This is a genomic window from Streptomyces odontomachicola (assembly GCF_039605595.1).
Taxonomy (GTDB): domain Bacteria; phylum Actinomycetota; class Actinomycetes; order Streptomycetales; family Streptomycetaceae; genus Streptomyces.
The window spans coordinates 121,928-148,035 of record NZ_JBCFOK010000006.1 but is presented as its reverse complement, the minus strand read 5'-3'; the positions used below and the strand labels follow the sequence as shown (position 1 = coordinate 148,035).

Here is a 26,108-nt window from a genome sequence, read left to right as displayed (position 1 = left end):
CCTCGTACCAGGGGCAGCCGCCCCGCGCCCTCCCCCGTCACCGGTCCAGCGGACGGTGCGCCGTCTCCGGCAGCCGCAGGAAGACCGCGGAGGAGACCAGGCACAGCACGGCCACGTACACGGGGAAGAGGCCGGGGTGGCCGATCTCCTTGAAGAGTGTGCCGAGGTAGGGGGCCGTGCCGCCGAAGAGCGCGACGGTGAGGGAGTAGGGGAATCCGATGCCCGCGGCGCGCACCCGCGCGGGGAAGATCTCCGCGTTGACGGCCGCCGAGATGGCCGTGAAGCCGCTCAGCAGGATCATGCCGGCGCACTGTACGAGGAGCAGCGTGACGAACCCGTCGTTGAGCGAGCGCAGCAGCGGCACGCTCAGCGCGGCGAACCCGATCCCGAACATCAGCAGCAGCGGCTTGCGCCCGAAGCGGTCGGAGGCGAGGCCGGCGACGGGCTGCAGCACGGCGAAGAACGCCAGCGAGATCGTGCCGGCCAGCAGCGCGTCCGCCTTCTCCACACCGGCGTTGAGCTCGGCGTACGTCGGCAGGTACGAGGTCCACGTGTAGTAGGCGAGCGTGCCGCCCGCGGTGATCCCGCCGATCAGCAGCGACTCGCGCGGGTGGCGGCGCAGCGCCTCGAACAGCCCGGGGCGGGGCGCCTTCGCCTGCTCCTCGCTGCGCGTCTCGCTCGCGCCGCGGCGTACCCAGAAGCCCACGAGGCTCAGCAGCGCGCCCAGCACGAACGGGACGCGCCAGCCCCAGCTGTCCATGGTGCCGGAGGCGAGGTTCGCGACGAGCACAGCGGCGACGCCGGAGGCGACGAGCTGCCCGATGGTGGTGGACACGTACTGGAAGCTGGAGAAGAGCCCCCGCCGCCCGGGCCCCGCCGACTCCACGAGGAAGGTGGTCGAGGCGGCGAACTCGCCTCCCACGGACAGCCCTTGCAGCAGGCGCGCCAGTACGAGGATGACCGGTGCCAGGAGCCCGGCGCTCGCGTACGTCGGCGTCAGTCCCACCAGCAGGCTGCTGCCGCCCATCAGGAGGATGGTCACCGTCAGCGCCGTACGCCGCCCGCGCCGGTCGGCGACCGCGCCCATCACCAGACCGCCGATGGGCCGCATGAAGAAGCCCACGGCGAAGACCGCGAACGTCGAGAGCAGCGGCACCAGCGAGTGCTCGGCGCTCTTGGGGAAGACCTGCGCGGCGATGTACGTGGCCAGGAACGTGTACGTGTACCAGTCGAACCACTCGACGGCGTTGCCGACCGAGGCTGCCAGCAACTGCCGCACGGGGTGCGCCGAAGGGGGCGCAGCGGCCCCGGCCGTGCTGCCGCTGCCGCCGGTGTCGTCAGCGCCGTCGGTGCCGTCGGTGCCGGAGAGCTGTGTCATGGGTGAGCCCCTGTCCACGGGTGGGATTCCGGATGCGCGCGATGCACACGATGGGTGTGCGGTGCATGCTGCGTGTGCTGTGCATGCTGCGCGTGCTACCGGATCATGAACACCCGTTCCTCCGCACGTGTTCCTCCGCGACGGCACCCGGCGGCGCTCATTCGCCGCTCATTCGCCGTGGAGCAGGGGCTCGCGCTCGGCCGCCGGCCGGGGAGCCGAGGTCTGCGCGCCGGCGAGGCCCGCGTAGCGGCCGCCCAGCGCCAACAGCTCGGCGTGCGTGCCGCGTTCGACGATGCGGCCCTTGTCCAGGACCACGATCTGGTCGGCCTCGCGGATGGTGGAGAGGCGGTGCGCGATGGTGAACGTGGTGCGCCCCTGGGACAGCGCGTCGATGGCGCGCTGCACCTGGCGTTCGGTGCGGGTGTCCAGCGCGCTGGTCGCCTCGTCGAGCACGAGCACCGGAGGGTCGCGCAGGATGGTGCGGGCGAGCGCGAGGCGCTGCTTCTCGCCGCCGGAGAAGCGGTAGCCGCGCTCGCCGACGAGCGTGTCGTAGCCGTCGGGCAGCGAGGCGATGTGCTCGTGGATCTGCGCGGTGCGCGCGGCCTCGCGGATCTCCTCGTCGGTGGCGTCCGGCTTGGCGAAGCGCAGGTTCTCGGCGACGGAGGCGTGGAAGAGGTACGTCTCCTGGGAGACCACGCCGACGGCGCGCGCGAGGGTGTCGAAGTCGAGATCGCGTACGTCGGTGCCGTCCAGCGTGACCCGCCCGCCGGTCACGTCGTACAGCCGCGGCACCAGATAGCTGAGCGTCGTCTTGCCCGAGCCCGTCGCGCCGACGACCGCGACGCTGCTCCCGGCGGGCACGTCCAGGTCGATCGCGTGGAGCCCGCCGCCCTCGCCGTCCTGGCTCCCGGGCGCCTGGTCCCGGAGTCCCTGGCCCCGGGGCGCCTCGCCGTCCGGCTGCTCCCCGTACGCGTTCCCGTTCCCCTGCGCGTAGCTGAAGTCGGCCTTCTCGAAGCGGACTTCGCCGCGCACCCGCTCCAGGCGTACGGGATTCTCCGGCTCGGTGATGCCGGGCCGCAGGTCCAGGTACTCGAAGATGCGCTGGAAGAGCGCTACCGAGGTCTGCATCTCCACGCCGGTCGTCAGCAGCGAGACGGTGGGCCTGAGCAGGCCCTGCTGGAGCCCGACGAAGGCCACCAGGGTGCCGATCGAGAAGCCGGGGCCGCCGAAGTGCACCAGGAGCCCCGCGGTCAGATACAGCAGCGCGGGGATCGCGCCCATCACTATGCCGAAGGTGGCCAGCCGCCAGCGGCCCGCCATGCTGGTGCGGATCTCCAGCCCGGCGAGGCGCTCGGACTCCCCGGCGAACTCGCGGGTCAGGGAGGCCGAGCGGCCCATGGTGCGGCCGAGCAGTATGCCGCTGACCGACAGCGACTCGGTGACGATCGCGGACATGGCCGCCATCTGCTTCTGCCGCCTGGTGGCGATCTTCTGCCGCTCCCGCCCGACCCGGCGGCTCACCCACACGAAGCACGGCAGCAGCAGGAGCGAGGCGAGCGTCAGCCGCCAGTCGAGGGCCAGCATGGCGACGACGGTGGCCACCACTCCGGTGAGGTTGGAGACCAGCGAGGTGGCCGTCGAGGTGACGGTGGCCTGCATGCCGCCGATGTCGTTGGCGATGCGGGACTGCACCTCGCCGGTCCGCGTACGCGTGAAGAAGGCGAGGGGCATGCGCTGGAGCTGCGCGTACACCGCGGTGCGCAGGTCGTGCATCACGCGCTGCCCGACGGTCGTCGAGATCAGCGTCTGGAGCACGCCGAAGACGCTGGTGAGCACCGTCGCGCCGATCATCCCGAGGGTCAGCAGCGCGAGCAGCCCGGTGCGCTGCCGCGGGATCGCGACGTCCAGCACCTCGCGGAGCAGGAACGGGGACGCGACCGAGACCAGCGAGGAGGCGCCGACCAGCAGGCCGACCAGCGCGAGGCGGGCTCGGTACGGGCGGAACAGGCGCAGGATGCGGCGCACTTGGACGGGCTCGTCCCGCAGGGAGTCCGTGGACGGGGCCGCTGCGGGGGTGTCGTGGTGGTGCAATGCGCTCCTCGGTACGACGGCGTACGGGCAACGGGGCGTCGGGGCTTCGCGGGGCGGACATCGCGTGGTGGATATCGCGGGGCGGACGACGCTCCGCGCCGGAGCATAGTTCATTGTTACCTATACTCACAATGAACATGGTCCTGATAACCTGTGGCCATGCATCCGCAGCCCGCGCAGCACCCGCACTCCTCCGACGAGAGCGCCGGCGACCTCGCCGACCAGCTCCTGCGGCTCACCCGGCGGCTCAACCACGCGCACCGGGAGAACTTCGCGCCGGTGGGGGTCACCCCCGCCCAGGGCAGGCTGCTGCGCATGGTGTCGCACAGCGCGGCCGCGCCCCGGATGGCCGACCTCGCCGAGCGCCTCGGCGTGGTGCCGCGCCAGGTGACCTCGCTGGTGGACGCGCTGGAGGAGCGGGAGCTCGTACGCCGGGTGCCGGACGCGGACAACCGGCGGGTCACCCGCATCGAGCTCACCGAGGACGGCGGCGCGGCGCTCAAGAGGCTGCGCAGGGCGCGGCGTTCGGCGGCCGAGGAGATCCTGGCGCCGCTGTCGGAGCGCCAGCGCGGGGAGCTGAGCGAGCTGCTGGGACTGCTGGACGCGGGCCGCACGGAGTCCTGAGCGACCCACGCACGGAGCCCTGACCCGGAGCACACGGATTCCCGAAGCAGCGCGCACACGGGGCGCCACCCCACACCGCGTGGTCCATGATGCGAAGTTGACGGCGATTTAGCATGGCCGTCCCGTACGCCGTTCCGCGCCCGGCCCCGCATACCGCCCCGTACGCCGCCCCGCCCCGGAGGCCCCCATGCCGCTGCTCGATCCCCCTCCCGGCGCACTGCGTCCGCACCCCGGCGCGGGAGGCGGGAGCGCACCGGCGGCCGACGCGGTGCCGCAGGACCGCGCGCACGGCACCCCGCAGCCGCTGCGCGGGGACCTGGAGCGGCTGCTCGGCGCGGAGAAGGTCCTCTCGAAGGTCTCCGACCTGGTCAAATACGCCTCGGACGCGAGCCCGTACCGGTTCCTGCCGCAGGTGGTGGTGCTCGCCGAGGACATCGACGACGTGTCGGCCGTCCTCTCGTACGCGCGGGGCAAGGGCCGCCAGGTCGTCTTCCGCGCCGCGGGCACCTCGCTGAACGGGCAGGCGCAGGGCGAGGACATCCTCGTGGACGTGCGCCGCCACTGGGCCGGTGTCGAGGTGCTGGACCGCGAGGGCACGCGCGCCCGCATCGGCCCCGGCACCACGGTGGCCCGGAGCAACGCGGCACTCGCCCCGTACGGGCGGCTGCTCGGGCCCGATCCGGCGAGCGCCGTCGCGTGCACGCTCGGCGGCGTGGTGGCCAACAACGCCTCGGGCATGACGGCGGGCACCACCCGCAACTCGTACCGCACCCTCTCCTCGCTCACCTTCGTCCTGCCGTCGGGCACGGTCGTGGACACGGCCGAGGAGAACGCGGACGAGCTGCTGGAACACGCCGAACCGGCGCTGTGCGAGGGCCTGTTGGCGCTCAAGCGGGAGATCGAGGCGGATGAGGGACTGAGTGCGCGCATCCGTGCCAAGTACGAGCTGAAGAACACCAACGGCTACCGGCTCGACGCCTTCCTGGACGGGGAGACGCCCGTGCAGATCCTGCGCGGGCTCATGGTCGGCTCCGAAGGCACCCTCGGCTTCCTCTCCGAGCTGGTCTTCGACACGCTGCCGCTGGACCGCCGCACCTCCACGGGCCTGCTGTTCTTCCCGAGCCTGTCGGCCGCCGCCTCCGCCGTGCCGCGCTTCAACGAGGCGGGCGCGCGGGCCGTGGAACTGATGGACCGCAACACGCTGCGCGCCTCGGTCAGCGTGCAGGGCGTGCCGGCCGACTGGGCCCAGTTGCCGCCCGGTACGACGGCGCTGCTGGTGGAGTTCCGGGCGCCGGACGAGGAGGCGCAGGAGGCGTACGAGGCAGCCGCACAGGGCGTGTTGGAGAACCTGGCGCTGGTCGCGCCCGTGCCGTCGGTGACCAATGCGTTCACCCGTGACGCGAAGACCATCGGCGGCTACTGGAAGGCGCGCAAGGCGTTCGTCACGGCGGTGGGCGGCTCGCGGCCCTCGGGCACCACGCTGATCACCGAGGACTTCGCCGTACCTCCGGCGCGGCTGGCCGAGGCGTGCGAGGAGCTGCTGCGGCTCCAGGAGGAGCACGGCTTCGACGCGGCGGTCGCGGGGCACGCGGCGCACGGCAACCTGCACTTCCTGCTCGCCTTCGACGCGGGGAAGCCGGAGGACGTGGACCGGTATGCGGCGTTCATGGACGCGTTCTGCCGGATGACGGTGGAGCGCTTCGACGGCTCGCTGAAGGCGGAGCACGCGACGGGCCGCAACATCGCGCCGTTCCTGGAAATGGAGTGGGGCGAGAAGGCAACGCAACTGATGTGGCGGATCAAGGAGTTGACCGACCCGCACGGCGTCCTGGCTCCGCGTGTCCTGCTGGACCGCGATCCGCGCGCCCACCTGCGCGGACTCAAGTCGATCCCGTCGGTCGAGGCGGTCGCCGACCCCTGCATCGAGTGCGGCTTCTGCGAACCGACCTGCCCCAGCCGCGACCTGACCACCACGCCCCGGCAACGCATCGTGCTGCGCCGGGAGATGAACCGGCAGGACCCGGAGTCGGCGGTGACCGGCGAGCTGCTGGCCTCGTACGGATATGACGCGGTGGACACCTGCGCGGGCGACTCGACCTGCAAGCTGGAGTGCCCCGTCGGGATCGACACCGGGGCGATGATGAAGGAGTTCCGGCACCGGCGGCACTCGCGCCGCGAGGAGCGGATCGCGGAGCGCACGGCGCGGCACTTCGGCGCGCTGGAGCGCGCTGCCCGGCTCGCCGTGAGTGCGGCGTCGAGGGTGGGCGCCTCCACGGCGGGCGACCGGGTGCTGGAGCGCGCGACGGGCCTCGTGCGCCGGGCGGTCCGGCCCGACCTCGTACCGGAGTGGCTGCCGGAGATCCCCGGCGCCGCGCCCAAGCGGCTCCCGGCGACCGACCGGAGGGGCGCGGCCGCCGTCTACTACCCGGCGTGCATCAACCGCATCTTCGGCGGGCCGGAAGGCCGGGTCGGGGGCCAGGAGGGGCCCTCGCTGCCGGAGGCCATGGTGATCGTGTCCGCGCGGGCCGGGCGTCCGGTGTGGATTCCCGAGCGGGTCACCGGCACCTGCTGCGCGACGATCTGGCATTCCAAGGGGTACGAGGCGGGCAACCGGCTCATGGCCAACAGGATGGTCGCGGCGGCCTGGTACTGGACCGACGGCGGCAAGCTGCCCCTGGTCGTGGACGCCTCCTCCTGCACCCTCGGCATCGCGCACGAGGTGGTGCCCTATCTGACGCCGGAGAACCACGAGCGGCACGAGCGGCTGACCGTCCTGGACTCGCTGGTGTGGGCGGCGGACGAGCTGCTGCCGCGGCTCACGGTGGAGCGGCGCGCGGGTTCGGCCGTCGTCCATCCGACCTGCTCCATGCGGCACTTGGGTGACACGGAGGAGCTGCGCCGGGTCGCCGAGGCGTGCGCCGAGGAGGTGGTGGTGCCGCTGGACGCCGGCTGCTGCGGCTTCGCGGGCGACCGGGGCATGCTGCACCCGGAACTGGCCGAAGCGGCCACCGCGCCGGAGGCGGCCGAGGTGACGGGCCGCGGCGGGGCGACGGGCCGCCGCTTCGACGCGTACCTCTCGGCGAACCGCATGTGCGAGGTCGGCATGGACCACGCGACGGGCAACCCGGGCTACCGCTCCGTACTGCTGGAGCTGGAACGCGCGACGCGCCCCGTCCGGCGGCCGTGAATCCGGAGAAATCCGGTGCCGAACGGGGCGCTCTCACACAGGCGTTGGGCTCAGCCCTTCGCCTTCACGTGCAGGGCCAGCGCGCCGCCCGCCGGGACGGTGGCCTGCGCCTTGCCGTCCTCGCCGACCTTCACGGTGTTGCCCTCGCACTTGCCGGGGGACGCCTTGGCGACGTTGCAGTAGGTGCCGCCCGGCAGCGTGGTGGCGAAGGTCCGCTTCATCTCGCCGTCGCCGGCGTTGAGGGCCAGGAAGCCCTTGCCCTCGCGCGCGAAGGAGAGGGTCCCGCCCTCGGCCTGCCAGCCGGTCAGCTTCGCGCCGCCGACCGCGTTGCGGAAGCCGACCATGCCGGTGATCAGCGGGTCCTTGTGCATGTTGGTCCAGCCGCTGTCGCCCTTGGGCGGGCCCGCGTCCTTGTCAGACCACTCGTAGCCGGAGAAGACGTTGGGCGAGCCGTACGGGTGCGCCAGCATGAACGCGTTGGCGAGCTTGTACGAGGCGCCGTCCTTGTACGTGAGGGTCGTGCCGTTCCGCTCGGTGTCCCAGTTGTCCACGAACGAACGGGCCTTGCCGCTCTCCACCTTGTCGTCGCCGATGGTGCCGAGCTTGCCCAGGTCACGGTCCTGGAAGGCGCTCTTGACGTGGGTGCCGAAGCGGAACTCGTCGACGTCGCCGAGGCCCGTGTACTCCTCCGGCTTCACCGCCTCTCCCCCGCCGTAGATCACCTCGGAGACCCAGAAGCCCGGGTCGGACATCTTGCTCTGGATGCCCTTCATGTCGTCGGCCGCGATGTGCTTGGCGGCGTCCACGCGGAAGCCGTCGACACCCATCCCGCGCAGGCTGTCGAGGTACTTGGCGACCGTGGACTGCACGTGGTCGCTGCCGGTGTCCAGATCCGAGAGGCCGACCAGCTCGCAGGTCTGCACGTTCTGGCGGTCGTTGTAGTTCGAGATGTCCTTGCGGCAGCCGTGGAAGTCCCCGTCCTTGTACGTGCCGGGGTACGCGTACTTGCTGTACTTCGTGCCGCCGGTGCCCGTCCCCGAGCCCGAGGACATGTGGTTGATGACGGCGTCCGCGATGACCTTCACGCCCGCGCCGTGGCAGGCGCTCACCATCTTGCGGAAGTCGTCCTCGCCGCCGAGACGCCCGGCGATCTTGTAGCTGACCGGCTGGTACGAGGTCCACCACTGGTTCCCCGCGATGTGCTCGGTGGCCGGTGAGACCTCGACATAGCCGTAACCGGCCGGCCCGAGCGCGCTCTTGCACTGCTCGGCGACGTCCGCGTACGGCCGCTCGAAGAGGGTCGCGGTGACGGTCTTCTGGCCGGGCGGCTGCGCCTGGGACTCCCAGGGGCCGACGGCGTACAGGCCGCCGGCGGCCAGCACTCCGGCCAGTGACCCGACGGCCAGCCTCCGGCGGGCCGGGCTTCTCCTGCGCTGGTTCCGCCGGTCTCTTGTGCGCTGCATGTTGCGGCTCCTTCGTCGTACGGGCACAGGGGTGCCCCCGAAGGCAGCCACGCGCCGGGCCGCCGTGGGGAGTTCGGGGCGCGAGCCTGCCCGGAGGCCGTGCACACGTCAAGGGAGTCCGCAAGGATTTCCAGGCGCTTGCAGAAAGCTTGCGGGTGACGGAAGTCCAAGAACACCCGGCGGAGAGTCCAAGCGGCGCTCTTGCACACCCTCAGCCCCAACGGCGAGCGTGCTCAACGGAGTTCACGCATCCGCGCACGTGTGTTCCTGCTGGAGGGTCGATGCACGACAGAGAGCCGCACGACAGAGAGCCGCTCAACGAGCAGGGTGTCAGCCGCCGTTCCGCGCTGTGGGCGGCGGGCGCCGCCGGGGCCGGGCTGGGGCTGGGGCCGCTCGCGGCGGGGCAGGCTTCGGCGGCACCGGCGTCCGGGGCGCCGGAGGCAGCGGGCACGGCGGAGGCCGCCACCCCGCCGCGCCGCGGGAAGACCATGATCGGCGTGCCGTTCGCCGAGCGGAGCACCGTGCGGGTCGGCATCGTCGGGCTCGGGCAGCGCGGCGGCAGCATGATCGACCTGTTCCTCGCGCTGAAGGGCGTACGGGTCACCGCGCTCTGCGACACGGTGCGGGACAAGGCCGAGAAGGCGGCGAAGAAGGTGACGGCCGCCGGGCAGCCCGCGCCCGCGCTCTACACCAGGAACGAGCACGACTTCGAGAAGCTCTGCGAGCGCGGCGACGTCGACTTCGTGTACGTGGCGACGCCCTGGGACTGGCACTTCGAGATGGCCAAGGCCGCCATGAAGGGCGGCAAGCACGTCGGGGTCGAGTGCCCGATCGCGATGGAGCTCCGGCAGTTGTGGGAGCTGGTCGATCTGTCGGAGCGTACGCGCCGGCACTGCATGCAGTTGGAGAACTGCGCGTACGGGCAGAACGAGATGCGTGTGCTGCGCATGGCCCACGAGGGGCTGTTCGGCGATCTGCTGCATGCGGCGGGGGCGTATCTGCACGACCTGCGGGAGATGATGTTCGACCCGGACTACTACGAGGGTCCGTGGCGCCGCTTGTGGCACACCAGGATGCGCGGGGATCTGTACCCGAACCACGGGTTCGGGCCCGCGGCCAACTACCTGGACGTGAACCGGGGCGACCGCGCCGTGCGCATCACCACCTTCGGCTCGCCCTCGCTCGGGCTCGCGGACTACCGCGCCCAGCACATGCCCAAGGGGCACCCGAGCTGGAAGGAGAGCTACGTCAAGAGCGACATGGCGATCAGCCTGGTGCAGACGGCGAAGGGGCGGGTGATCCGGCTTGAGCACGATGTGTCCAACCCGCATCCGTACAGCCGCCTGAACATCCTCGGCGGGACGCGCGGCGTCTTCGAGGACTATCCGCCGCGGATCTACCTCGAACCCGATATGCGCGGGGACGAGTGGGGCGATTTCGACGACTACAAGCAGTGGGACCACTGGCTCTGGAAGGAGCACGCGAATCCGCCCGGTGGGCATGGGGGGATGGACTACATCATGCTGTTCCGCTTGATGCAGTGCATGCGGCTCGGTCTTGTGCCGGATTTCGATGTGTACGACGCGGCTACGTGGACGTCGCCCGTGCCGCTGAGCCACGCGTCGATCAGGGCGAACGGCCTCCCCCAGGAGATCCCCGACTTCACCCGGGGCTTGTGGCGCAAGGAGCGCGCCGGTGTGGATTCCGCCAAACCCACCGCTTAGCGGCGCGGGCAGTCGTTCCACTAACCCCCACCAGCAGTGTGGGCAGTCGTTCCGCTAGGGGCGGAACGGGTGGGCACACTGCGGAACCGCACACGCGAGCGCCCCGCACCCCGCACCCACCTGCGGCGCACCCCCACGCGGGGTGATGCGCGCCAGCAGGTGCCGGGTGCCGGGGAGCTGGCGGGTGCGGTCCTGTGGCCCGCCCGTTCCGCCCCCTGGGCGGACCAGCCGCCCCACAGGGGTGGGGGGGGAAGGCGAAGGAGCTAGCGCTCCGACACCGGCTCCGGCTCGGACGCGGGATCGGGGTCAAGGGGCGAAGCCCCCTCCTCGGGGCTGGACTTGTCCGGCGTGCCCTCCAACACGCGCCGTGCCGCCTCGCGGTCCAGCGCTCCCTCCCACCGCGACACCGCGAACACCGCCACGCAATTGCCCAGCAGGTTGGTGACGACCCTCATCGAGTCCATGATGCGGTCCACCCCCAGCAGCAGGGCCACAGCCCCGGCGGGAATCACCCCCACCGCCGCGGCCGTCGCAGAGAGGGCGAGGAAGGCGGAGCCCGGCACCCCCGCCATCCCCTTGCTCGTGAGCATCAGCACCACGACCACCGTGAACTGCTGGCTCAGCGAGAGGTCCACGCCCACCGCCTGGGCGATGAACAGCGTGCCGATGGACAGGTAGATGGACGCGCCGTCCAGGTTGAAGGAGTAGCCGGTGGGCAGCACGAGCCCCACCGAGTCCTCGCGGCACCCGGACCTGCGCAGCTTCTCCATCATCCGCGGCATGACCGCCTCGCTGGAGGCCGTACCGAGCGCGAGCAGCAGCTCCTCGCGGGTGTAGCGCACGAAGCGCCACAGGCTGACCCCGGTGAACGCCTTGAGCGCGAGCGCCAGCAGCACCAGAAACAGCAGCGCGACCCCGTAGCAGAGCCCGATGAGCTTGCCGTACGTCGCCATCACGCCGACCCCGTACTCGCCGACGAGGTGGGCCGTCGCACCGAAGACCGCGAGCGGGGCGAGCTTCATGATGTAGCCGACGACGGTGAAGACGACGTCCTGGACCTGCTGGATCGCCGGGAGGACGGCCGGGACCCTGGTGTGCCCGAGGTGCAGCAGCGCGGCGCCCACGAGGCAGGCGAGGACGAGGACTTGGAGCAGCTCGTTCTCGGCGAAGGCGCCGACCGCGCTCTCCGGGAGCGAGTGCAGGATGAACTGCGCGGTGGAGGGCAGCTTCTCGCCGCCGGTCTCGGCGTCCACGGCCGAGGCGTCGAGCTTGGACGGATCGACGTTCATGCCGTGCCCGGGACCCGCGAGGTTGCCGGCGAGCAGGCCGAGGAGCAGCGCGACGGTGGTGGCCACCTCGAACCAGACCAGCGCCTTCAGGCCGATCCGCCCGAAGGACCTGAGGTCGCCGGCCTTGGTGATGCCGGTGACCACGACGCAGAACACGAGCGGGGCGATCAGCGTCTTGATGAGCCGGATGAAGCCGTCGCCGAGTATCTGCACGGCGCTGCCGAACTCCGGCCACAGGGTCCCGGCGACGAGACCCAGCAGCAGTGCTCCGAGTACCTGGAGGAACAGCGAGGTGCGCAGCACGCGGGCCGCGCGGCGCACCGCGGACGGCGGCGCGGAGGATGGTGCGGGGGGCGGTGCGGGTGCGGCGTTCGGCACAGGGGTGTCCTTCCCGTAGCGCCTCGGGGACGGGAAGCTCCCGGCATCAGGAAGCTTCTGGCATGCGGAAGTTGGCTTCCACGCCGCCACACCTTTATGGAAGATCAGCCTCCGGGGAAGACCCCTGCGGTGCATCCGGGGAAAATCCCGCGCACTGGACGGGACTGACGGGACGCTGTTCACTTATCGCCGCTCGGTGCCCTTACCTGGACAGAGACGCCTTGTCGCCCATCACCACCACGGGGTGCTGCTTCGGGTCGAGCGTGCCGAGCAGCTTGCGCATGCCGGACTTGGAGATGCTCACGCACCCCGAGGTGCCGCTCCCGTGGTCCATGTGCAGCCAGATGCTGCCGCCCTTGTCGTCGCCCTGCGGGCGCGTCATGTCCAGCGGGCTCCGGCCCTTGACGCGGTTGTAGTCCACGGCGACGACGTGGTCGAAGTCGTGCCGGGTCGCCTTGGGCCAGTTCGGCGACGGCGTGAAGCCGGTGCTGTGCTCGTACGGGAGCTTCGTGCCCTTCGGCTCGGGCAGCATCCCGCCCGCGTCGCTGAGCGTGAAGACGCCCACGGGGCTGCGCTTGTCGTCCTGCCGGTGGTCGGGGGTCCAGCCCTTGCGGCCGTTGTGCCCGGACCAGGACGCCTCCCTGGTCCACTTGCCCTTGCTCTCCCGCCGCGTGAAGAGCTGGACGGTGTTGTCCGGGGAGTCCGCGCCCTTGCCGTAGACGGCGACCACCTGGCGCGCACTGTCGGGGATCTTGGACTGCATGCGGTCGCCGACGTCGGGGATGCGGGTGGGGTCGGCGGCTCTTGCCGCCGGTTCCGCGCTCCGCTCCCCCGAGCCGCCGCCCTTCGCTCCGCCGCTCCCGCAGCCCGCGAGGCCGAGGCCCAGGGCGAGTGCCGTCGCCGATGCCGCCGCCGCTGTGCCGTACCGGGCGGGCGCCGTACGCCGAGCCCGCCGTGTCCCGGATATACGCATGCCTCCCATCGTCGCACTTGACGAACACCCCGCACTCGTCACGCGGAGTCATCGCGGGAAAACCCTTTGCGTTTCCCCCGGAATCCGGCAAGCCTGAGCCATCCCTTCCCACTCGACCCGCACCCGGGGTGGCTCCGTCATGCAGATCCGCGACCTGCCCTTCGCCGACCCCGGCACGCCCGATGTGCGCTCGGGACAGCGCCTGTTGCTCTGGCTGGGGCGCACCCAGCTCGGCGGCCAGGCCAAGGCGCTGTGCTGGGGGCTGCTGCACCTCGGTTCGATCGCCGCCACGCCCGCGCTGACCGGCTTCGCCGTGCAGGCGGTGGTCGAGCGCGACGGCCAACGGCTCGCCGTGGCGGGGGTGTTGCTCGCGCTGCTGGCCGTGACCGTCTCCGTCGGCGACACCATGGAGCACCGCACCGCCATCACCAACTGGATCACCGCCGCGGCCCGCGTGCAGCAGCTCCTCTCCCGCAAGACCGCGGAACTGGGCTCCACGCTCACCCGGCAGGTCGCGGCCGGCGAGGTGGTGGCCGTCTCCACCGGCGACATCGAGAAGATCGGCTGGTGCGTGGAGGCGACCTCGCGGTTCGGCTCGGCGCTGCTGACCGTGTTCGGCGTCTGCGCCGGACTGGTGGTGTACGAGCCGCGGTTGGGCCTCCTGGTCAGCGCCGGCGTGCTGCTGCTCGCCGCCGTGGTCCTGCCGCTCCTGCCGCGCGCCACCCGGCGCGCCGACGACCAGCGGGACAAGGCGGGCCGCGCCACGGAGCTGGCCGCCGACACGGTGGCCGGGCTGCGGGTGCTGCGCGGCATCGGCGGCGAGGAGCTGTTCCTCGGCAGGTACCGCCGGGCCTCCCAGGAGGTGCGCCGCGCCGCGGTGCGCACGGCCCGCATGTGGGCCCTGATCGCGGCGGTCCAAGTGGCCCTGCCCGGACTGCTGTTGCTGGGCGTCGTCTGGTACGGCGCGCGGCTCACGCTGGACGGCCGCACCGGCGTCGGCGAACTCGTCACGGTGTACGGCGCGGTGACCTTCCTGCTGCTCCCGCTCAAGCTGTTCTCGGAGTTCGCCATGGCGTACTCCTTCTCCCGCCCCTCGGCGCGGAGGGCGGCGCGCGTGCTCTCGCTGAGCCGCGGCGGGCACTCTGCGAGCGGGTCTCCGCGCGTGCCTCTGTCGTACGAGGCCGTGCCCGCGCTCTCCGGCGAGCTGTACGACCCGGTGACCGGAGTGCGCGCACACACGGGGCAGCTGACCGCCGTGGTGTGCGGCGACCCGGACGCGGCGGGCCTGCTCGCCGACCGGCTCGGCGGACATCCGCCCGGCGGACATCCGGAGGGCAGCCACTCGGAGGACGGCCACCCCGAGGGCGCGGAGACATCCGTCCGGCTGGGCGGAGTGCCCCTGGACGGCGTCCCGTTGGAGGCCGCGCGCACCGCCGTGCTGGTCCACGACAAGGACCCGGTGCTGCTGTCCGGCACGCTGCGCGAGCTCCTCGACGTACCGTCGGGCGGCACGGTCGGCGCCGTGCGGGCCCTGGAGGCCGCGCAGTGCGCCGACGTCCTGGAGGCGCTGACCCGCGGCGATCCCGGCGCCGATGGCGACCCGATGGCCGCCCGCATCACCGAGCGCGGCCGGTCGCTCTCCGGCGGCCAGCGGCAACGCCTGGCGCTGGCGCGGTCGCTGGCCGCCGACCCCGAGGTGCTGGTGCTGGACGAGCCGACCGCCGCCGTGGACACGCACACCGAGGCCCGCATCGCCCACGCGCTGCGCGGACTCCGCACCGACCGCACCACGGTCGTGCTCACCTCCAGCCCGCTGCTGCTGGACCGCGCCGACCGGGTGCTGTTCGTACGGGACGGGCGGGTGCGCGGCGAGGGGCGGCACCGCGAGCTGCTGCACGACGACCCGGGCTACCGCGCGGTGGTCACCCGCGAGCCCGAGCCGAGGGAAGCGGACGCATGGGAGCCGGACGCGCGGGAGCGCCGCGTGCAGCCGGACCTCCAAGAAGACGATCCCCGCGCACAGCACCCCTTCGCTGCGCGCGGCGCGGACGGCAGAGGAGCTGAGAGCGCATGAGACGGGTGGGAGTGGCACCGCCCGCGTACGACCCGGCGGCGCCGGAGGACGTGACGACCCTGCCGGTGGCCTCGGCGCGGACCCTCCGCGCCTACCTCGGCGAGATGCTGCGCCGCCACCGCCGCGCGCTGCTGACCCTGGTCACGGTGAACTCGGCGGCCGTGCTCGCCTCCATGGCCGGCCCGTATCTGCTGGGCGACCTGGTGGAGAAGCTCTCGCACGGAGCGTCGGGCCCCGAGCTCCATCTGGGCCGCACCATCGCCCTGTTCGCGGTGGCACTCGTGATCCAGACGTACTTCACCCAGCGGGTGCGCATGCGCGGCGCGGTGCTGGGCGAGCGCATGCTGGCCGACCTGCGCGAGGACTTCCTGGTGCGCTCGGTCGCGCTGCCGCCCGGCGTGCTGGAGCGCGCGGGGACCGGCGACCTGCTGTCCCGCATCACCACGGACATCGACCGGCTGGCCGAGGCCATGCGCAAGGCGGTGCCCGAGCTGGCCGTCGGCTTCGTCTGGGTCGCGCTGCTGCTGGGCGCGCTCGCCGTGCTGGCCCCGCCGCTGGCGCTCGCGACGCTGATCGCCGCGCCGGTGCTGGTGCTCGGCTGCCGCTGGTACTACCGCAGGGCGCCCGCCGCCTACCGTTCGGAGGCCGCCGGGTACGCCGCCGTGGCCGCCGCCCTCGCCGAGACCGTGGACGCGGGCCGCACCGTGGAGGCGCACCGCCTGGGCGACCGGCGGGTGCGGCTGTCGGAGCGGCGCATCAAGGAGTGGACCTCATGGGAGCGGTACACGCTGTGGCTGCGCACCATCCTCTTCCCCGCCTTCAACCTCACCAACGTGCTGATCCTGTCCGGCGTGCTGCTGCTGGGCGGCGTCTTCGTCCTGCACGGCTGGATCGGCGTGGGGCAGCTGACCACCGGCGCGCTGCTCGCGCAGATGCTGAGCGACCCGGTCGGGATCATCCTGCGCTGGTACGACGAACTCCAGGTGGCCACGGTGTCGGTGGCCCGTCTGGTGGGGGTGCGGGAGATCGAGCCGGACTCGGGCGACGGCGCCCTGGCCCCGGAGGGGCGCGAGGTGCACGCCGACGCGGTCCGCTTCGGCTACCACGCGGACGCCGACGTGCTGCACGGCGTGACCCTGCGCGTGCCCTCCGGGTCACGGGTCGCGCTGGTCGGCCCCTCGGGCGCGGGCAAGTCCACCCTGGGCAGGCTGCTGGCCGGCATCTACGGCCCGCGCACCGGCGAACTCACCCTGGGCGGCGCCGAGTTGGCCCGGATGCCCGCCGAGCGGGTGCGGCGGCACGTCGCGCTGGTCAATCAGGAGCACCACGTGTTCGTCGGCTCGCTCCGCGACAACCTGCGCCTGGCCCGTACGGAGGCCGAGGACGCCGAACTGTGGGCGGCGCTGGGCGCGGTGGACGCGGACGACTGGGCATGCTCGCTGAGCGACGGGCTCGACACCGAGGTGGGCTCGGGCGGCGTGCCGGTCACCCCGGCGCAGGCCCAGCAGATCGCGCTGGCCCGCCTGGTGCTGGCCGACCCGCACACGTTGGTGCTCGACGAGGCGACGTCGCTGCTGGACCCGCGCGCCGCGCGGCACCTGGAGCGCTCGCTCGGCCGCGTACTGGAGGGCCGGACGGTGGTGGCGATCGCGCACCGGCTGCACACGGCGCACGACGCGGACGTGATCGCGGTGGTCGAGGACGGCCGCATCAGCGAACTGGGCAGCCACGACGCGCTGGTGGCGGCCGACGGACCGTACGCGGCGCTGTGGCGCTCCTGGCACGGGTGAACGGAAGATCGCAAACGGAAGCTCGAACGGAAAGGGCCCGCCGCACACGGTGTGCGGCGGGCCTTCTCACAAGGGGCTCGGGCTCAAGCTCGGCCGGACCCGGCCAGAGGCTCAGGTCCAGGAGGGCAGGAGCCCCAGCGCCACCAGCGCCCCCGCGCCGCCCAGCACCATGAAGAGCGGCATCAGCACCTTGTTCTCCACCCAGGCGCCGGCGCGGAAGCGCATGAAGCGCGGCGTGCCCAGCGCGTACCAGCGCTTGCCCGCTATCGGCAGCGGCCACAGGATCGGGCACCCCGAAATGGTCAGCGCGTCCCCGATGTTGTGCACCAGCGCGCCCAGCATGATCGGCAGCCCGAGCCACAGGTACGGCATGTCCTGCCCGGCGAACAGCCACTCCGAGCCCATGCCCGGCTGGTCCAGCAGCTCGGCGAGTATCCACGCGCCGGCCGCGCCCAGCAGCCACACCAGCACGTCGCTGGAGACCCTGGCCTGCCGCCACAGCAGGCCCTCCACGGCCAGCACCATGTGGATGAAGAGGATCACCAGCACCGACCAGCGGCCGCCGAACACCGCGGCGGCCGAGAAGCCCGCGCCGATCAGCACGGCCCACAGCCAGGTGTGGGTCAGGGTGCGGTGGCCTCCCGAGCGGTGCCGCTCGCCGGTGCCCCTGGTGGCGTTGTAGACGCCCTCGGAGAGCTTGTCGATGATCCCGCACAGCCCCCGGGAGAACGGCCCGAAGGCCCGCGAGATGGTGGCCGACTTCTGGTCCAGGTCCGGTGCGAGCGCGGCGCCCGAGCAGATCAGCGCCCCGGCGACCAGGACGGGCCAGGGCATGGGGTGGTCCAGCCCGGCCGCCAACGCTCCCGCTCCGAGCCACGCCGCTGCACCCGAGAGCGAGTGCGCCGGTCCCATCATGTGTGTTCCCCACCCTTACGAGCTGCGCTGTCGTGCGTTCCAGGAGCCGGGCGGTCCTCGTTTCCCGATCTGACGCCCGGTCGGCGACACAGCGTAGCGGTCGGTGATCACGGCATCCGAACCGGTTCCCTGATCGGGAGGCAGGGAAGGCAGTATGGAGGGCGTGACAGCCACCCTGATCGATCAGATCCCCGCCGACGCCGACCCGGATGCCCTCTTCGAGACCTTCTCCGCGTGGTCCGAGGAGCGCGGCATCTCCCTCTATCCGGCCCAGGAGGAGGCGCTGATCGAGGTGGTGTCGGGGGCCAACGTCATCCTCTCCACCCCGACGGGATCGGGGAAGAGCCTGGTCGCCGCGGGCGCGCACTTCGCCGCGCTGGCCCGCGACGAGGTCACCTTCTACACCGCGCCGATCAAGGCGCTGGTCTCCGAGAAGTTCTTCGACCTGTGCAAGCTGTTCGGCACCGAGAACGTCGGCATGCTGACCGGCGACGCCTCGGTGAACGCGGACGCGCCGGTCATCTGCTGCACCGCCGAGGTGCTGGCGTCCATCGCGCTGCGGGACGGCGCGAACGCGGACATCGGTCAGGTCGTGATGGACGAGTTCCACTTCTACGCCGAGCCGGACCGCGGCTGGGCCTGGCAGATCCCGCTGCTGGAGCTGCCGCAGGCGCAGTTCGTCCTCATGTCGGCGACGCTCGGCGACGTGTCCCGCTTCGAGGAAGACCTGAAGCGGCGCACGGGGCGGGACACCGCGGTGGTGCGCTCGGCGACGCGCCCCGTGCCGCTGCACTACGACTACCGCACCACCCCGATCACCGAGACCCTGACCGAGCTGCTGGAGACCCGTCAGGCGCCGGTCTACATCGTCCACTTCACCCAGGCGCAGGCCGCGGAGCGCGCTCAGGCGCTGATGAGCATCAACATGTGCTCGCGCGCCGAGAAGGACGAGATCGCGCGGATCATCGGCAACTTCCGCTTCACCACCAAGTTCGGCCGCAACCTCTCGCGCTTCGTGCGGCACGGCATCGGGGTGCACCACGCGGGCATGCTGCCCAAGTACCGGCGGCTGGTGGAGCGGCTGGCCCAGGCCGGGCTGCTGAAGGTCATCTGCGGCACCGACACCCTCGGCGTGGGCGTCAACGTGCCCATCCGCACGGTGCTGTTCACCGCGCTGTCCAAGTACGACGGCAACCGCGTGCGGACGCTGCGGGCGCGCGAGTTCCACCAGATCGCGGGCCGTGCGGGGCGCGCCGGCTTCGACACCTCGGGGTACGTGGTGGCGCAGGCCCCCGAGCACGTCATCGAGAACGAGAAGGCGCTCGCGAAGGCCGGCGACGACCCGAAGAAGCGCCGCAAGGTGGTGCGCAAGAAGGCGCCCGAGGGCTTCGTCAACTGGACCCAGCAGACCTTCGAGAAGCTCATCGCCTCCGACCCCGAGCCGCTCAGCTCCCGCTTCCGTGTCACCCACGCGATGCTGCTGTCCGTCATCGCGCGTCCGGGCGACGCCTTCCAGCAGATGCGCAAGCTGCTGGAGGACAACCACGAGGACCGCCGCTCGCAGCTCCGCCACATCCGCCGCGCCATCGCCATCTACCGGTCCCTCCTGGACGGCGGCGTGGTCGAGCAGCTCGACGAGCCCGACGAGCAGGGCCGCTCGATCCGGCTCACCGTGGACCTCCAGCAGAACTTCGCGCTCAACCAGCCGCTGTCCACCTTCGCGCTGGCCGCCTTCGAGCTGCTGGACCCCGAATCGCCCTCGTACGCGCTGGACATGGTCTCCGTCGTGGAGTCCACGCTGGACGACCCGCGGCAGATCCTCGCGGCGCAGACGAACAAGGCCAAGGGCGAGGCGGTCGCCGAGATGAAGGCCGAGGGCGTCGAGTACGAGGACCGCATGGAACGGCTGATGGACATCACGTATCCGCAGCCGCTGGAGGAGCTGCTCTTCCACGCGTACGGGCTCTACCGCAAGTCCCATCCGTGGGTCGGCGACCACCCGCTCTCGCCGAAGTCCGTGATCCGCGACATGTACGAACGGGCCATGACCTTCACGGAGTTCGTCGCCTTCTACGAGCTGGCGCGCACCGAGGGCATCGTGCTGCGCTATCTGGCGAGCGCGTACAAGGCGCTGGAGCACACCGTCCCCGACGAGCGGAAGTCCGAGGACTTCGAGGACATCGTCGAGTGGCTCGGCGAGATGGTGCGCCAGGTCGACTCCAGCCTGCTGGACGAGTGGGAGCAGCTCGCCAACCCCGAGGACGAGAGCGCCGAGGAGGCCCAGGACCGCGCCGACCAGGTCAAGCCGGTCACCGCCAACGCGCGCGCCTTCCGCGTGCTGGTGCGCAACGCGATGTTCCGGCGGGTGGAGCTGGCGGCCCTGGACAAGTTCACGGAGCTGGGCGAGCTCGACGGCGAGGACGGCTGGGACGCGGACGCCTGGCGGCAGGCCATGGACGCGTACTGGGAGGAGTACGAGGAGCTGGGCACGGGCCCGGACGCGCGCGGCCCGAAGCTGCTGTCCATCGAGGAGGTCCCGGAGGACGGGCTGTGGCGCGTCCGGCAGACCTTCGCCGACCCGGAGGGCGACCACGACTGGGGCATCTCGGCCGAGGTGGACCTGACCGCCTCGGACGAGGAGGGCCGCGCGGTGCTCAAGGTCACCGGCGTGGGACCCATGTAACCTGCCGCGACCCGCACCCGCCTGAGGCCCGCAACCCACCAGAGGAGCGCCCCGGATGACGAGCCCCGAGCCCACCCCTGAGCCCACCCCGGCCGAGCGGCTGGTCGACCTGCTGGACCTGGAGCAGATCGACCTGAACATCTACCGGGGCCGCAGCCCGCAGGAATCCCTCCAGCGGGTCTTCGGCGGCCAGGTCGCGGGCCAGGCACTGGTCGCGGCGGGCCGCACCGTCGAGAGCGACAGGCCGGTGCACTCGCTGCACTCCTACTTCCTGCGCCCGGGGCGGCCAGGGGTGCCGATCGTCTACCAGGTCGAACGGGTCAGGGACGGACGGTCCTTCACCACGCGCCGGGTGGTGGCGGTGCAGCAGGGCCGCACGATCTTCAATCTGACCGCCTCCTTCCACCGCCCCGAGCCCGGCTTCGAGCACCAGATGCCGGTGCCGGAGGTGCCCGCGCCGGAGGACCTGCCCCGGCTGCCCGACGAACTCCGCGCGCACATGGGCGAGTTCCCCGATCAGCTCGAGCGCATGGAGCGGCGGATGGCCTTCGACATCCGCTATGTGGAGCGGCTGCGCTGGACGCCGGCCGAGCTGGAGGGCGCCGAGCCGCGCAGCGGTGTGTGGATGCGCGCCATCGGTTCGCTCGGCGACGATCCGCTGGTGCACACCTGCGCGCTGACCTACGCCAGCGACATGACGCTGCTCGACGCGGTGCGGATCCCCCTGGAGCCGTTGTGGGGCCCGCGGGGCTTCGACATGGCCTCGCTGGACCACGCGATGTGGTTCCACCGGCCGTTCCGCGCCGACGAGTGGTTCCTGTACCAGCAGGAGTCGCCGGTCGCGACGGGTGCCCGCGGCCTGGCGCGGGGTCAGATCTACGACCGCGAGGGCCGGCTGTTGGTGTCCGTGATGCAGGAAGGGCTGTTCAGGAAGGTGGACGGCTGAGGGAGGGCTGAGCACGGTGGAGGACCCCGCCGCGGAACGGCGCGGCGGCCGCCCCGGGGCTCAGCCGTTCCGCACCGGCAGCCCCAGGTGCTCCCCGACTCTGTTGACCAGCAGCGTCATCTCGTACGCGACCTGCCCGACGTCGGCCTCGGCGCCCGCGAACACGCACAGGCAGCTACCGTCCCCCGCCGCCGTCACGAAGAGCACGCCCTCCTCGAACTCGATCATCGTCTGGCGCACCCGGCCCGCGCCGAAGTGCAGCCCCGAGCCTCTGGCCAGGCTGTGCAGCCCGGAGGAGACCGCGGCGAGGTGCTCCGCGTCCTGGCGCTCCAGATCCTGGCTGCTGCCCGTCACCAGCCCGTCGTTGGAGAGCACCAGCGCGTGCCGCACGGTGGAGACCCGCTGCGTCAGGTCGTCCAGCAACCAGTCGAGTCCCGTGTTGAGTGCCATCCCCCTCGTCCCCCTTCTCCTCGGCAACTGCCGTGCCAGCCTTACCCACGACAGTGCGCTGAGCAACCATCACCCGGATTCCGCACGCCATTACCGGCCGGTGCGGCAGCTCCTGACGCACCATGGGGCGCATGGCACACACGATGAGTGACGAGGAGTGGCGGGCGTTCGTCTCCGCCGGCACCCGCACGGGCAAGCTCGCGACCACACGCGCCGACGGCAGCCCGCATGTCGCGCCGGTCTGGTTCCTGCTGGACAACGACGAGATCGTCTTCAACACGGGCGCCGACACGGTGAAGGGGCGCAATCTCGCCCGGGACGGCAGGGCCGTGCTGTGCGTGGACGACGACGATCCGCCGTACGCCTTCGCCACGCTCCAGGGCGAGGTGAGCCTCCACGACGACCTGGCGGAGATGCTCCCCTGGGCGACCCGCATCGCCGCGCGGTACGTGGGCGAGGCGCGGGCCGAGGAGTTCGGCCGGCGGAACGCCGTCGCCGGTGAACTCCTCGTCCGCATGCGCGTGAAGAAGGTCGTCGCGCTCGCCGACATGACGGGCTGAGCCCGCGGCACCGCACACCGCGTGGACCGGGGTCAGCCCGTAGCCGGCCCGGGGCCGACCCGGGTTCGGCCCGGATGCCGGTCAGCCGCCCTGGGCCGCCGAGGTGTGCAGCCGACCGGACGCGCGCCGCGCGAGCCTGCTCAACTCGTAGGCGATGAGCTCCCGTTCGGTCTGCGTATCGGTGAGCACCGCCAGCACCGTAGCCGCGCCGGAGGCCACGTACAGACAGCCCTCCTCCATCTCGGTCACCGTGTAGTGCACCCCTCCCGTGCGGAAGCGGCGCCCCGCTCCCTCGGCGAGGATGTGCATGCCGTAGGCGATGGCGGCTAGGTGTTCGGCCTCCTCGCGCACGAGACCTCCGGAGGCGCCGGCCACCAGCCCCTCGTCGGTCAGCGCCACGGCGTGCCGCACCGCGGACACCCGCGCCACGAGATCGTCGAGCAGCCAGCCGAGCTCCTGGAATCCATGGGCCGCGTCGGTCAACGGGGGCCTCCTCGGGCCGGATCGGGAACGATGAAAAGGCGTGACAAAAGGGGGGACCGCCGCACAGCCGACGGTAACGGCGTTCGCACGCTCCGGACACCCCTGCCGCAGCCCCCGGCCGCGCCCCGTCACGGCTGCGCGATGATGGGCCGATGGGACACGAGACGACGGAGGGCCCCGCGGGGGTGCGCGCGTTCTTCGCCGCGCGGGCGGCGGGCTGGGACGCCAAGTTCGCGGGCGACGGCCCCCGGTACGCGGCGGCCGTGGCCGCGATGAGGCTGCCGGAGGGCGCCGCCGTGCTCGACGCGGGCTGCGGCACGGGGCGCGCGCTTCCCGCGCTGCGCGAGGCGGTCGGCCCCGGAGGGCTGGTGCTGGGCGCCGACCTCACCCCCGAGATGCTGGAGGTCGCCGCGCACGAGGGCCGGGACGCGTACGGGACCCTGCTCCTGGCCGACGCGGCGCGGCTGCCGCTGCGGGACGGCGGCCTGGACGCGGTGTTCGCCGCGGGCCTCGTCTCCCACATGCGGGGCCAGGAGGAGGGCCTGCGCGAACTCGCCCGCGTGGTGCGCCCGCGCGGCACCCTCGCCCTCTTCCACCCCATCGGCCGCGCGGCCCTCGCGGCCCGCAAGGGCCACACCCTCGGCCCCGACGACGCCCGTGCCGAGCCCAACCTCCGCCCGCTCCTGGCGGCGGCGGGCTGGCGGCTGACGTCGTACGAGGACGAGCCGGAGCGCTATCTGGCGCTGGCGGAGCGGGCCTGAGGCTCCACCGGTCCGGTGCTCACTTCCGCGTGACGGGGCACGCGGGGGTGCGCGCCTTGTCGCCCGAGGGGAACGTCCCGAGGTCGCCGATCCGGTAGCCCACCGGGTAGCCGGGGTAGCCCTTGATCTCCGGGTTCTGCCGCGCGAAGTGCGGCTTCCGGCGCGGCGGGAGGAGCCGCACGCACTTCGCCCGCGCGCGCAGCGCCCCGCGCGCGGCCGACCTCAGCGCCGGGGAGGGCGGCGCGTAGCGGAAGGCGCGCACCAGGGAGTCGTCCAGCAGCGCCTTGCTGGCGGCGCGCACCGCGGGGGCCAGCGGCGCCGGGTACCAGGAGGCCATCAGGTCGAGGGTCGCGTCGGACACCCTGCGCGCTCCCTCGTCCCAGCCGAAGTGCGCGTCCTCGTAGTCGTCGAGGCAGCGCTCGAAGTCCTCGTAGCTCTGCGGGAGTCCCCTGATGCCCATGCGGCGGCCCAGCTCCCGGTAGTACGCGGCCACCGCGCGCAGCTCGTGCGCGGTGAGGGCCCTCCAGCCGAAGTCGTCCAGCCAGCGCTTGGGCACCACCACGAAGGTGCACAGCACATAGCGCATGTCGTCGTTGGAGATGTCGTAGCTGCGGTGCATGGCGTTGATGCGGCGCACCGCCGTACGGCCCTCGTCGGAGTCGAAGCCGTGCTCCACCACGGCGTCGAGCAGCAGCGAGGTGTCGTCGTAGCGCTTCTGCGTGCGGTCGGTGAGCTCGGCGGTCTCGGCGAGCAGCCGCCCGATGCTGGGCACGGCGTACGTGCGGTAGAGCGCCAGCTCCAGCGCCCTGGTCATGTCCCAGGGGAACTCGTACGCGGCGATCAGCCGGTAGATCTCCAGGAAGTCCCGCTCGGGGTCGAGCCGGAGGATGGTCTTGAGCCGGTCGTAACGCTGCACGCGCTTCGCCCCTTCTGTCCCGTCGGTTGCGCGACCTGCCTCTGGAGGCGGGCCGTCTCTAGGGCTATCGTTCCCCGAAACTGATCGGAAAGGGGCAGCAGGTGGCGGCCGAGGAAGAAGACGACGCACTGTATGTGCTCACGGCAGTCCTGCTGACGCCGGCTCAGTTCCCGAGCGTGCTCGGCGACGACTACCCGGAGGCCTGCGCGGCCCTGGGGCTCGCCCCGTACGAGGAGGGCTACGGGCTGGTGCTCGGGCAGGACGGCTCCGGCGCCCGCTGGACCGTGGCCACCGACGACGTGACGCTGGTGGCCTGCGCGATCGCCGCCTGGGACTGCGGGATGGAATACGACCTCTCGCCCGACGACCGGAGCATCGCCGCCGCCATGCCGGGCTGGCCGCTGCCGCTCGCGGTGTGCGCGCCCGGCGTGCCCGAGCCGCACGACCCCGACCCGGACCCCGAAATGGACGGCGGCCGGGCCCCGTTGACGCCTCCGGACACCGAGAACTGGGGTCCGGCGCAACGCCGCATGGGCGCGGACGAGATAGCGCTCCAGTGGGCGGCGTGGCGGCAACAGGTGGACGAGGACGTGGAGTTCGTCGGCCAGGACGCGGAGCGTGACGCGGAGACGCAGCGGGACGAGGACGGCCGGGCGGCCGGGGACGCGCAGCCGGACGGGGAGACGCAGCCGGCCGCGCAGGACGCGGGCGCGCAGCCCGACGAGGACGCCAAGCTCAGCCCCTCCGTGCTCCGCGTGCTGGAGGAGGTGCGCGGCTATCTGACCGCGCCGCCGCCCCCGGGCCGGGTGCGCTCCTCCTTCGCCTCCGGCGAGGCCCGCACCCTGCGCGCCGACGGCCCCGGCTGGAGCCTGGTGGCCCGCACCGACGACATCGCCTTCCTGCTCCTGGACGAGGAGCCCGGCGAGGTGCTGCCGGTCGGCCGCGGGCGCGAACTGCCGCGGCTGCTCAGCGAGCTGGACGGCATCGCCGTACGGCCCGCGGCCTGAATCCGGCCTGGATCACCGCCGCCCGACCTCCCGGGGTCGGCCCGCACCGCCCTGCCGCGGTGCGGGCGGCAGGGGTCGGCCGCCCGCCGTCGGCGGCCGTGCGGCACCGGGCCGGCGCCGGCCCCGGCGTCAGCGGCCGAGCTCCTTGCGGCCCACCCGGCGCAGCCTGCGGCGCTGCGAGGGGTCGAGGGTGAGATAGGCGACGGCCGGCACCCCGACCACCACCAGCACGGCGATCCAGAACGTCGTCAGCCACCACAGCAGCAGGCCGACGCCCACACCGCCGACGACGATCTTTCCTCGGTTGGTCATGTCACGGCCCTCCTCCGGAGCAGCGGCGGCTCACTGCCGCTGTCTCCATTGAACGCCCGATCCGGGCGAAGGGTTCCTTCCGGAACGCCTCACCACGGAACGGC

20 protein-coding genes are annotated in these 26,108 nt (G+C 72.3%); 10 read left to right on the top strand and 10 right to left on the bottom strand.

From position 1 onward, the window contains the following. Positions 1-37 precede the first annotated feature (37 nt). Positions 38-1,378: an MFS transporter gene (locus ABEE00_RS13030; protein WP_345745565.1), complete on the bottom strand. Its 1,341-nt coding sequence runs from the start codon at positions 1,376-1,378 to the stop codon at positions 38-40. Positions 1,379-1,546: 168 nt separating this feature from the next. Further along, complete coding sequence (locus tag ABEE00_RS13025) at positions 1,547-3,424, bottom strand: ABC transporter ATP-binding protein (RefSeq protein WP_345745853.1); 1,878 nt, start codon at positions 3,422-3,424, stop codon at positions 1,547-1,549. A gap of 204 nt (positions 3,425-3,628) precedes the next feature. Here ABEE00_RS13025 and ABEE00_RS13020 point away from each other — a divergent pair, with 204 nt between their 5' ends. Beyond that, entirely contained in the window at positions 3,629-4,093 is a 465-nt protein-coding gene (locus tag ABEE00_RS13020; protein WP_345745564.1) for a MarR family winged helix-turn-helix transcriptional regulator, read from the top strand. 187 nt (positions 4,094-4,280) lie between these two features. Further along, positions 4,281-7,280 (top strand): FAD-binding and (Fe-S)-binding domain-containing protein, encoded by a 3,000-nt coding sequence (locus ABEE00_RS13015; protein WP_345745563.1) that lies wholly within the window; start codon positions 4,281-4,283, stop codon positions 7,278-7,280. A 50-nt stretch (positions 7,281-7,330) separates the two neighbouring features. Here the strand turns inward: ABEE00_RS13015 and ABEE00_RS13010 are convergent, their stop codons facing one another. Continuing rightward, the gene (locus ABEE00_RS13010) at positions 7,331-8,743 is read right to left on the bottom strand and encodes an alpha-amylase (RefSeq protein WP_345745562.1); all 1,413 of its coding nucleotides are present in this window, start codon (positions 8,741-8,743) and stop codon (positions 7,331-7,333) included. Positions 8,744-9,024: 281 nt separating this feature from the next. On the opposite strand from ABEE00_RS13010, the gene ABEE00_RS13005 reads away from it, so the two are divergent. Continuing rightward, positions 9,025-10,467: a Gfo/Idh/MocA family protein gene (locus tag ABEE00_RS13005; protein ID WP_345745561.1), complete on the top strand. Its 1,443-nt coding sequence runs from the start codon at positions 9,025-9,027 to the stop codon at positions 10,465-10,467. 263 nt (positions 10,468-10,730) lie between these two features. Here the strand turns inward: ABEE00_RS13005 and ABEE00_RS13000 are convergent, their stop codons facing one another. Further along, positions 10,731-12,134 carry a cation:dicarboxylate symporter family transporter gene (locus ABEE00_RS13000; RefSeq protein WP_451918564.1) on the bottom strand — a complete coding sequence of 468 codons (1,404 nt, stop codon included), beginning with the start codon at positions 12,132-12,134 and terminating at the stop codon, positions 10,731-10,733. A 202-nt stretch (positions 12,135-12,336) separates the two neighbouring features. Then, on the bottom strand, positions 12,337-13,107 hold the full coding sequence (locus ABEE00_RS12995; protein WP_345745560.1) for a L,D-transpeptidase family protein: 771 nt from the start codon (positions 13,105-13,107) through the stop codon (positions 12,337-12,339). 139 nt (positions 13,108-13,246) lie between these two features. Here ABEE00_RS12995 and ABEE00_RS12990 point away from each other — a divergent pair, with 139 nt between their 5' ends. Beyond that, the gene (locus ABEE00_RS12990; protein ID WP_345745559.1) at positions 13,247-15,181 is read left to right on the top strand and encodes an ABC transporter ATP-binding protein; all 1,935 of its coding nucleotides are present in this window, start codon (positions 13,247-13,249) and stop codon (positions 15,179-15,181) included. Continuing rightward, positions 15,178-16,971, top strand: a complete 1,794-nt coding sequence (locus ABEE00_RS12985) for an ABC transporter ATP-binding protein (RefSeq protein WP_345745558.1) — start codon at positions 15,178-15,180, stop codon at positions 16,969-16,971. Before ABEE00_RS12990 ends, ABEE00_RS12985 begins: the two co-directional genes overlap by 4 nt. Before the next feature lie 111 nt (positions 16,972-17,082). Here ABEE00_RS12985 and ABEE00_RS12980 read toward each other — a convergent pair whose 3' ends face one another. Then, complete coding sequence (locus ABEE00_RS12980) at positions 17,083-17,886, bottom strand: metal-dependent hydrolase (RefSeq protein ID WP_345745557.1); 804 nt, start codon at positions 17,884-17,886, stop codon at positions 17,083-17,085. A 154-nt stretch (positions 17,887-18,040) separates the two neighbouring features. Between ABEE00_RS12980 and ABEE00_RS12975 the strand changes: the two genes are divergently transcribed. Together ABEE00_RS12975 and ABEE00_RS12970 are read left to right on the top strand one after the other, a co-directional pair. After that, positions 18,041-20,569 (top strand): DEAD/DEAH box helicase, encoded by a 2,529-nt coding sequence (locus ABEE00_RS12975; RefSeq protein ID WP_345745556.1) that lies wholly within the window; start codon positions 18,041-18,043, stop codon positions 20,567-20,569. A gap of 55 nt (positions 20,570-20,624) precedes the next feature. Next, positions 20,625-21,515 (top strand): acyl-CoA thioesterase, encoded by an 891-nt coding sequence (locus ABEE00_RS12970; RefSeq protein ID WP_345745555.1) that lies wholly within the window; start codon positions 20,625-20,627, stop codon positions 21,513-21,515. Positions 21,516-21,575: 60 nt separating this feature from the next. Here ABEE00_RS12970 and ABEE00_RS12965 read toward each other — a convergent pair whose 3' ends face one another. Then, positions 21,576-21,965, bottom strand: coding sequence for a roadblock/LC7 domain-containing protein (locus tag ABEE00_RS12965; protein ID WP_345745554.1), 390 nt, complete (start codon positions 21,963-21,965; stop codon positions 21,576-21,578). 131 nt (positions 21,966-22,096) lie between these two features. On the opposite strand from ABEE00_RS12965, the gene ABEE00_RS12960 reads away from it, so the two are divergent. Continuing rightward, positions 22,097-22,525 (top strand): PPOX class F420-dependent oxidoreductase, encoded by a 429-nt coding sequence (locus ABEE00_RS12960; protein ID WP_345745553.1) that lies wholly within the window; start codon positions 22,097-22,099, stop codon positions 22,523-22,525. Between the two features lie 81 nt (positions 22,526-22,606). Here the strand turns inward: ABEE00_RS12960 and ABEE00_RS12955 are convergent, their stop codons facing one another. Next, positions 22,607-23,008 carry a roadblock/LC7 domain-containing protein gene (locus ABEE00_RS12955; protein WP_345745552.1) on the bottom strand — a complete coding sequence of 134 codons (402 nt, stop codon included), beginning with the start codon at positions 23,006-23,008 and terminating at the stop codon, positions 22,607-22,609. 152 nt (positions 23,009-23,160) lie between these two features. On the opposite strand from ABEE00_RS12955, the gene ABEE00_RS12950 reads away from it, so the two are divergent. Continuing rightward, a complete protein-coding gene (locus ABEE00_RS12950) occupies positions 23,161-23,769 on the top strand; it encodes a class I SAM-dependent methyltransferase (protein WP_345745551.1) in 609 nt (202 codons plus the stop codon). A gap of 19 nt (positions 23,770-23,788) precedes the next feature. Here the strand turns inward: ABEE00_RS12950 and ABEE00_RS12945 are convergent, their stop codons facing one another. Continuing rightward, entirely contained in the window at positions 23,789-24,685 is an 897-nt protein-coding gene (locus ABEE00_RS12945; RefSeq protein WP_345745550.1) for an oxygenase MpaB family protein, read from the bottom strand. 101 nt (positions 24,686-24,786) lie between these two features. On the opposite strand from ABEE00_RS12945, the gene ABEE00_RS12940 reads away from it, so the two are divergent. Continuing rightward, positions 24,787-25,692 carry a hypothetical protein gene (locus ABEE00_RS12940; RefSeq protein WP_345745549.1) on the top strand — a complete coding sequence of 302 codons (906 nt, stop codon included), beginning with the start codon at positions 24,787-24,789 and terminating at the stop codon, positions 25,690-25,692. Between the two features lie 129 nt (positions 25,693-25,821). On the opposite strand, the gene ABEE00_RS12935 is transcribed toward ABEE00_RS12940, so the two are convergent. Further along, a complete protein-coding gene (locus tag ABEE00_RS12935) occupies positions 25,822-26,004 on the bottom strand; it encodes a hypothetical protein (protein ID WP_345745548.1) in 183 nt (60 codons plus the stop codon). Positions 26,005-26,108: the final 104 nt, after the last annotated feature.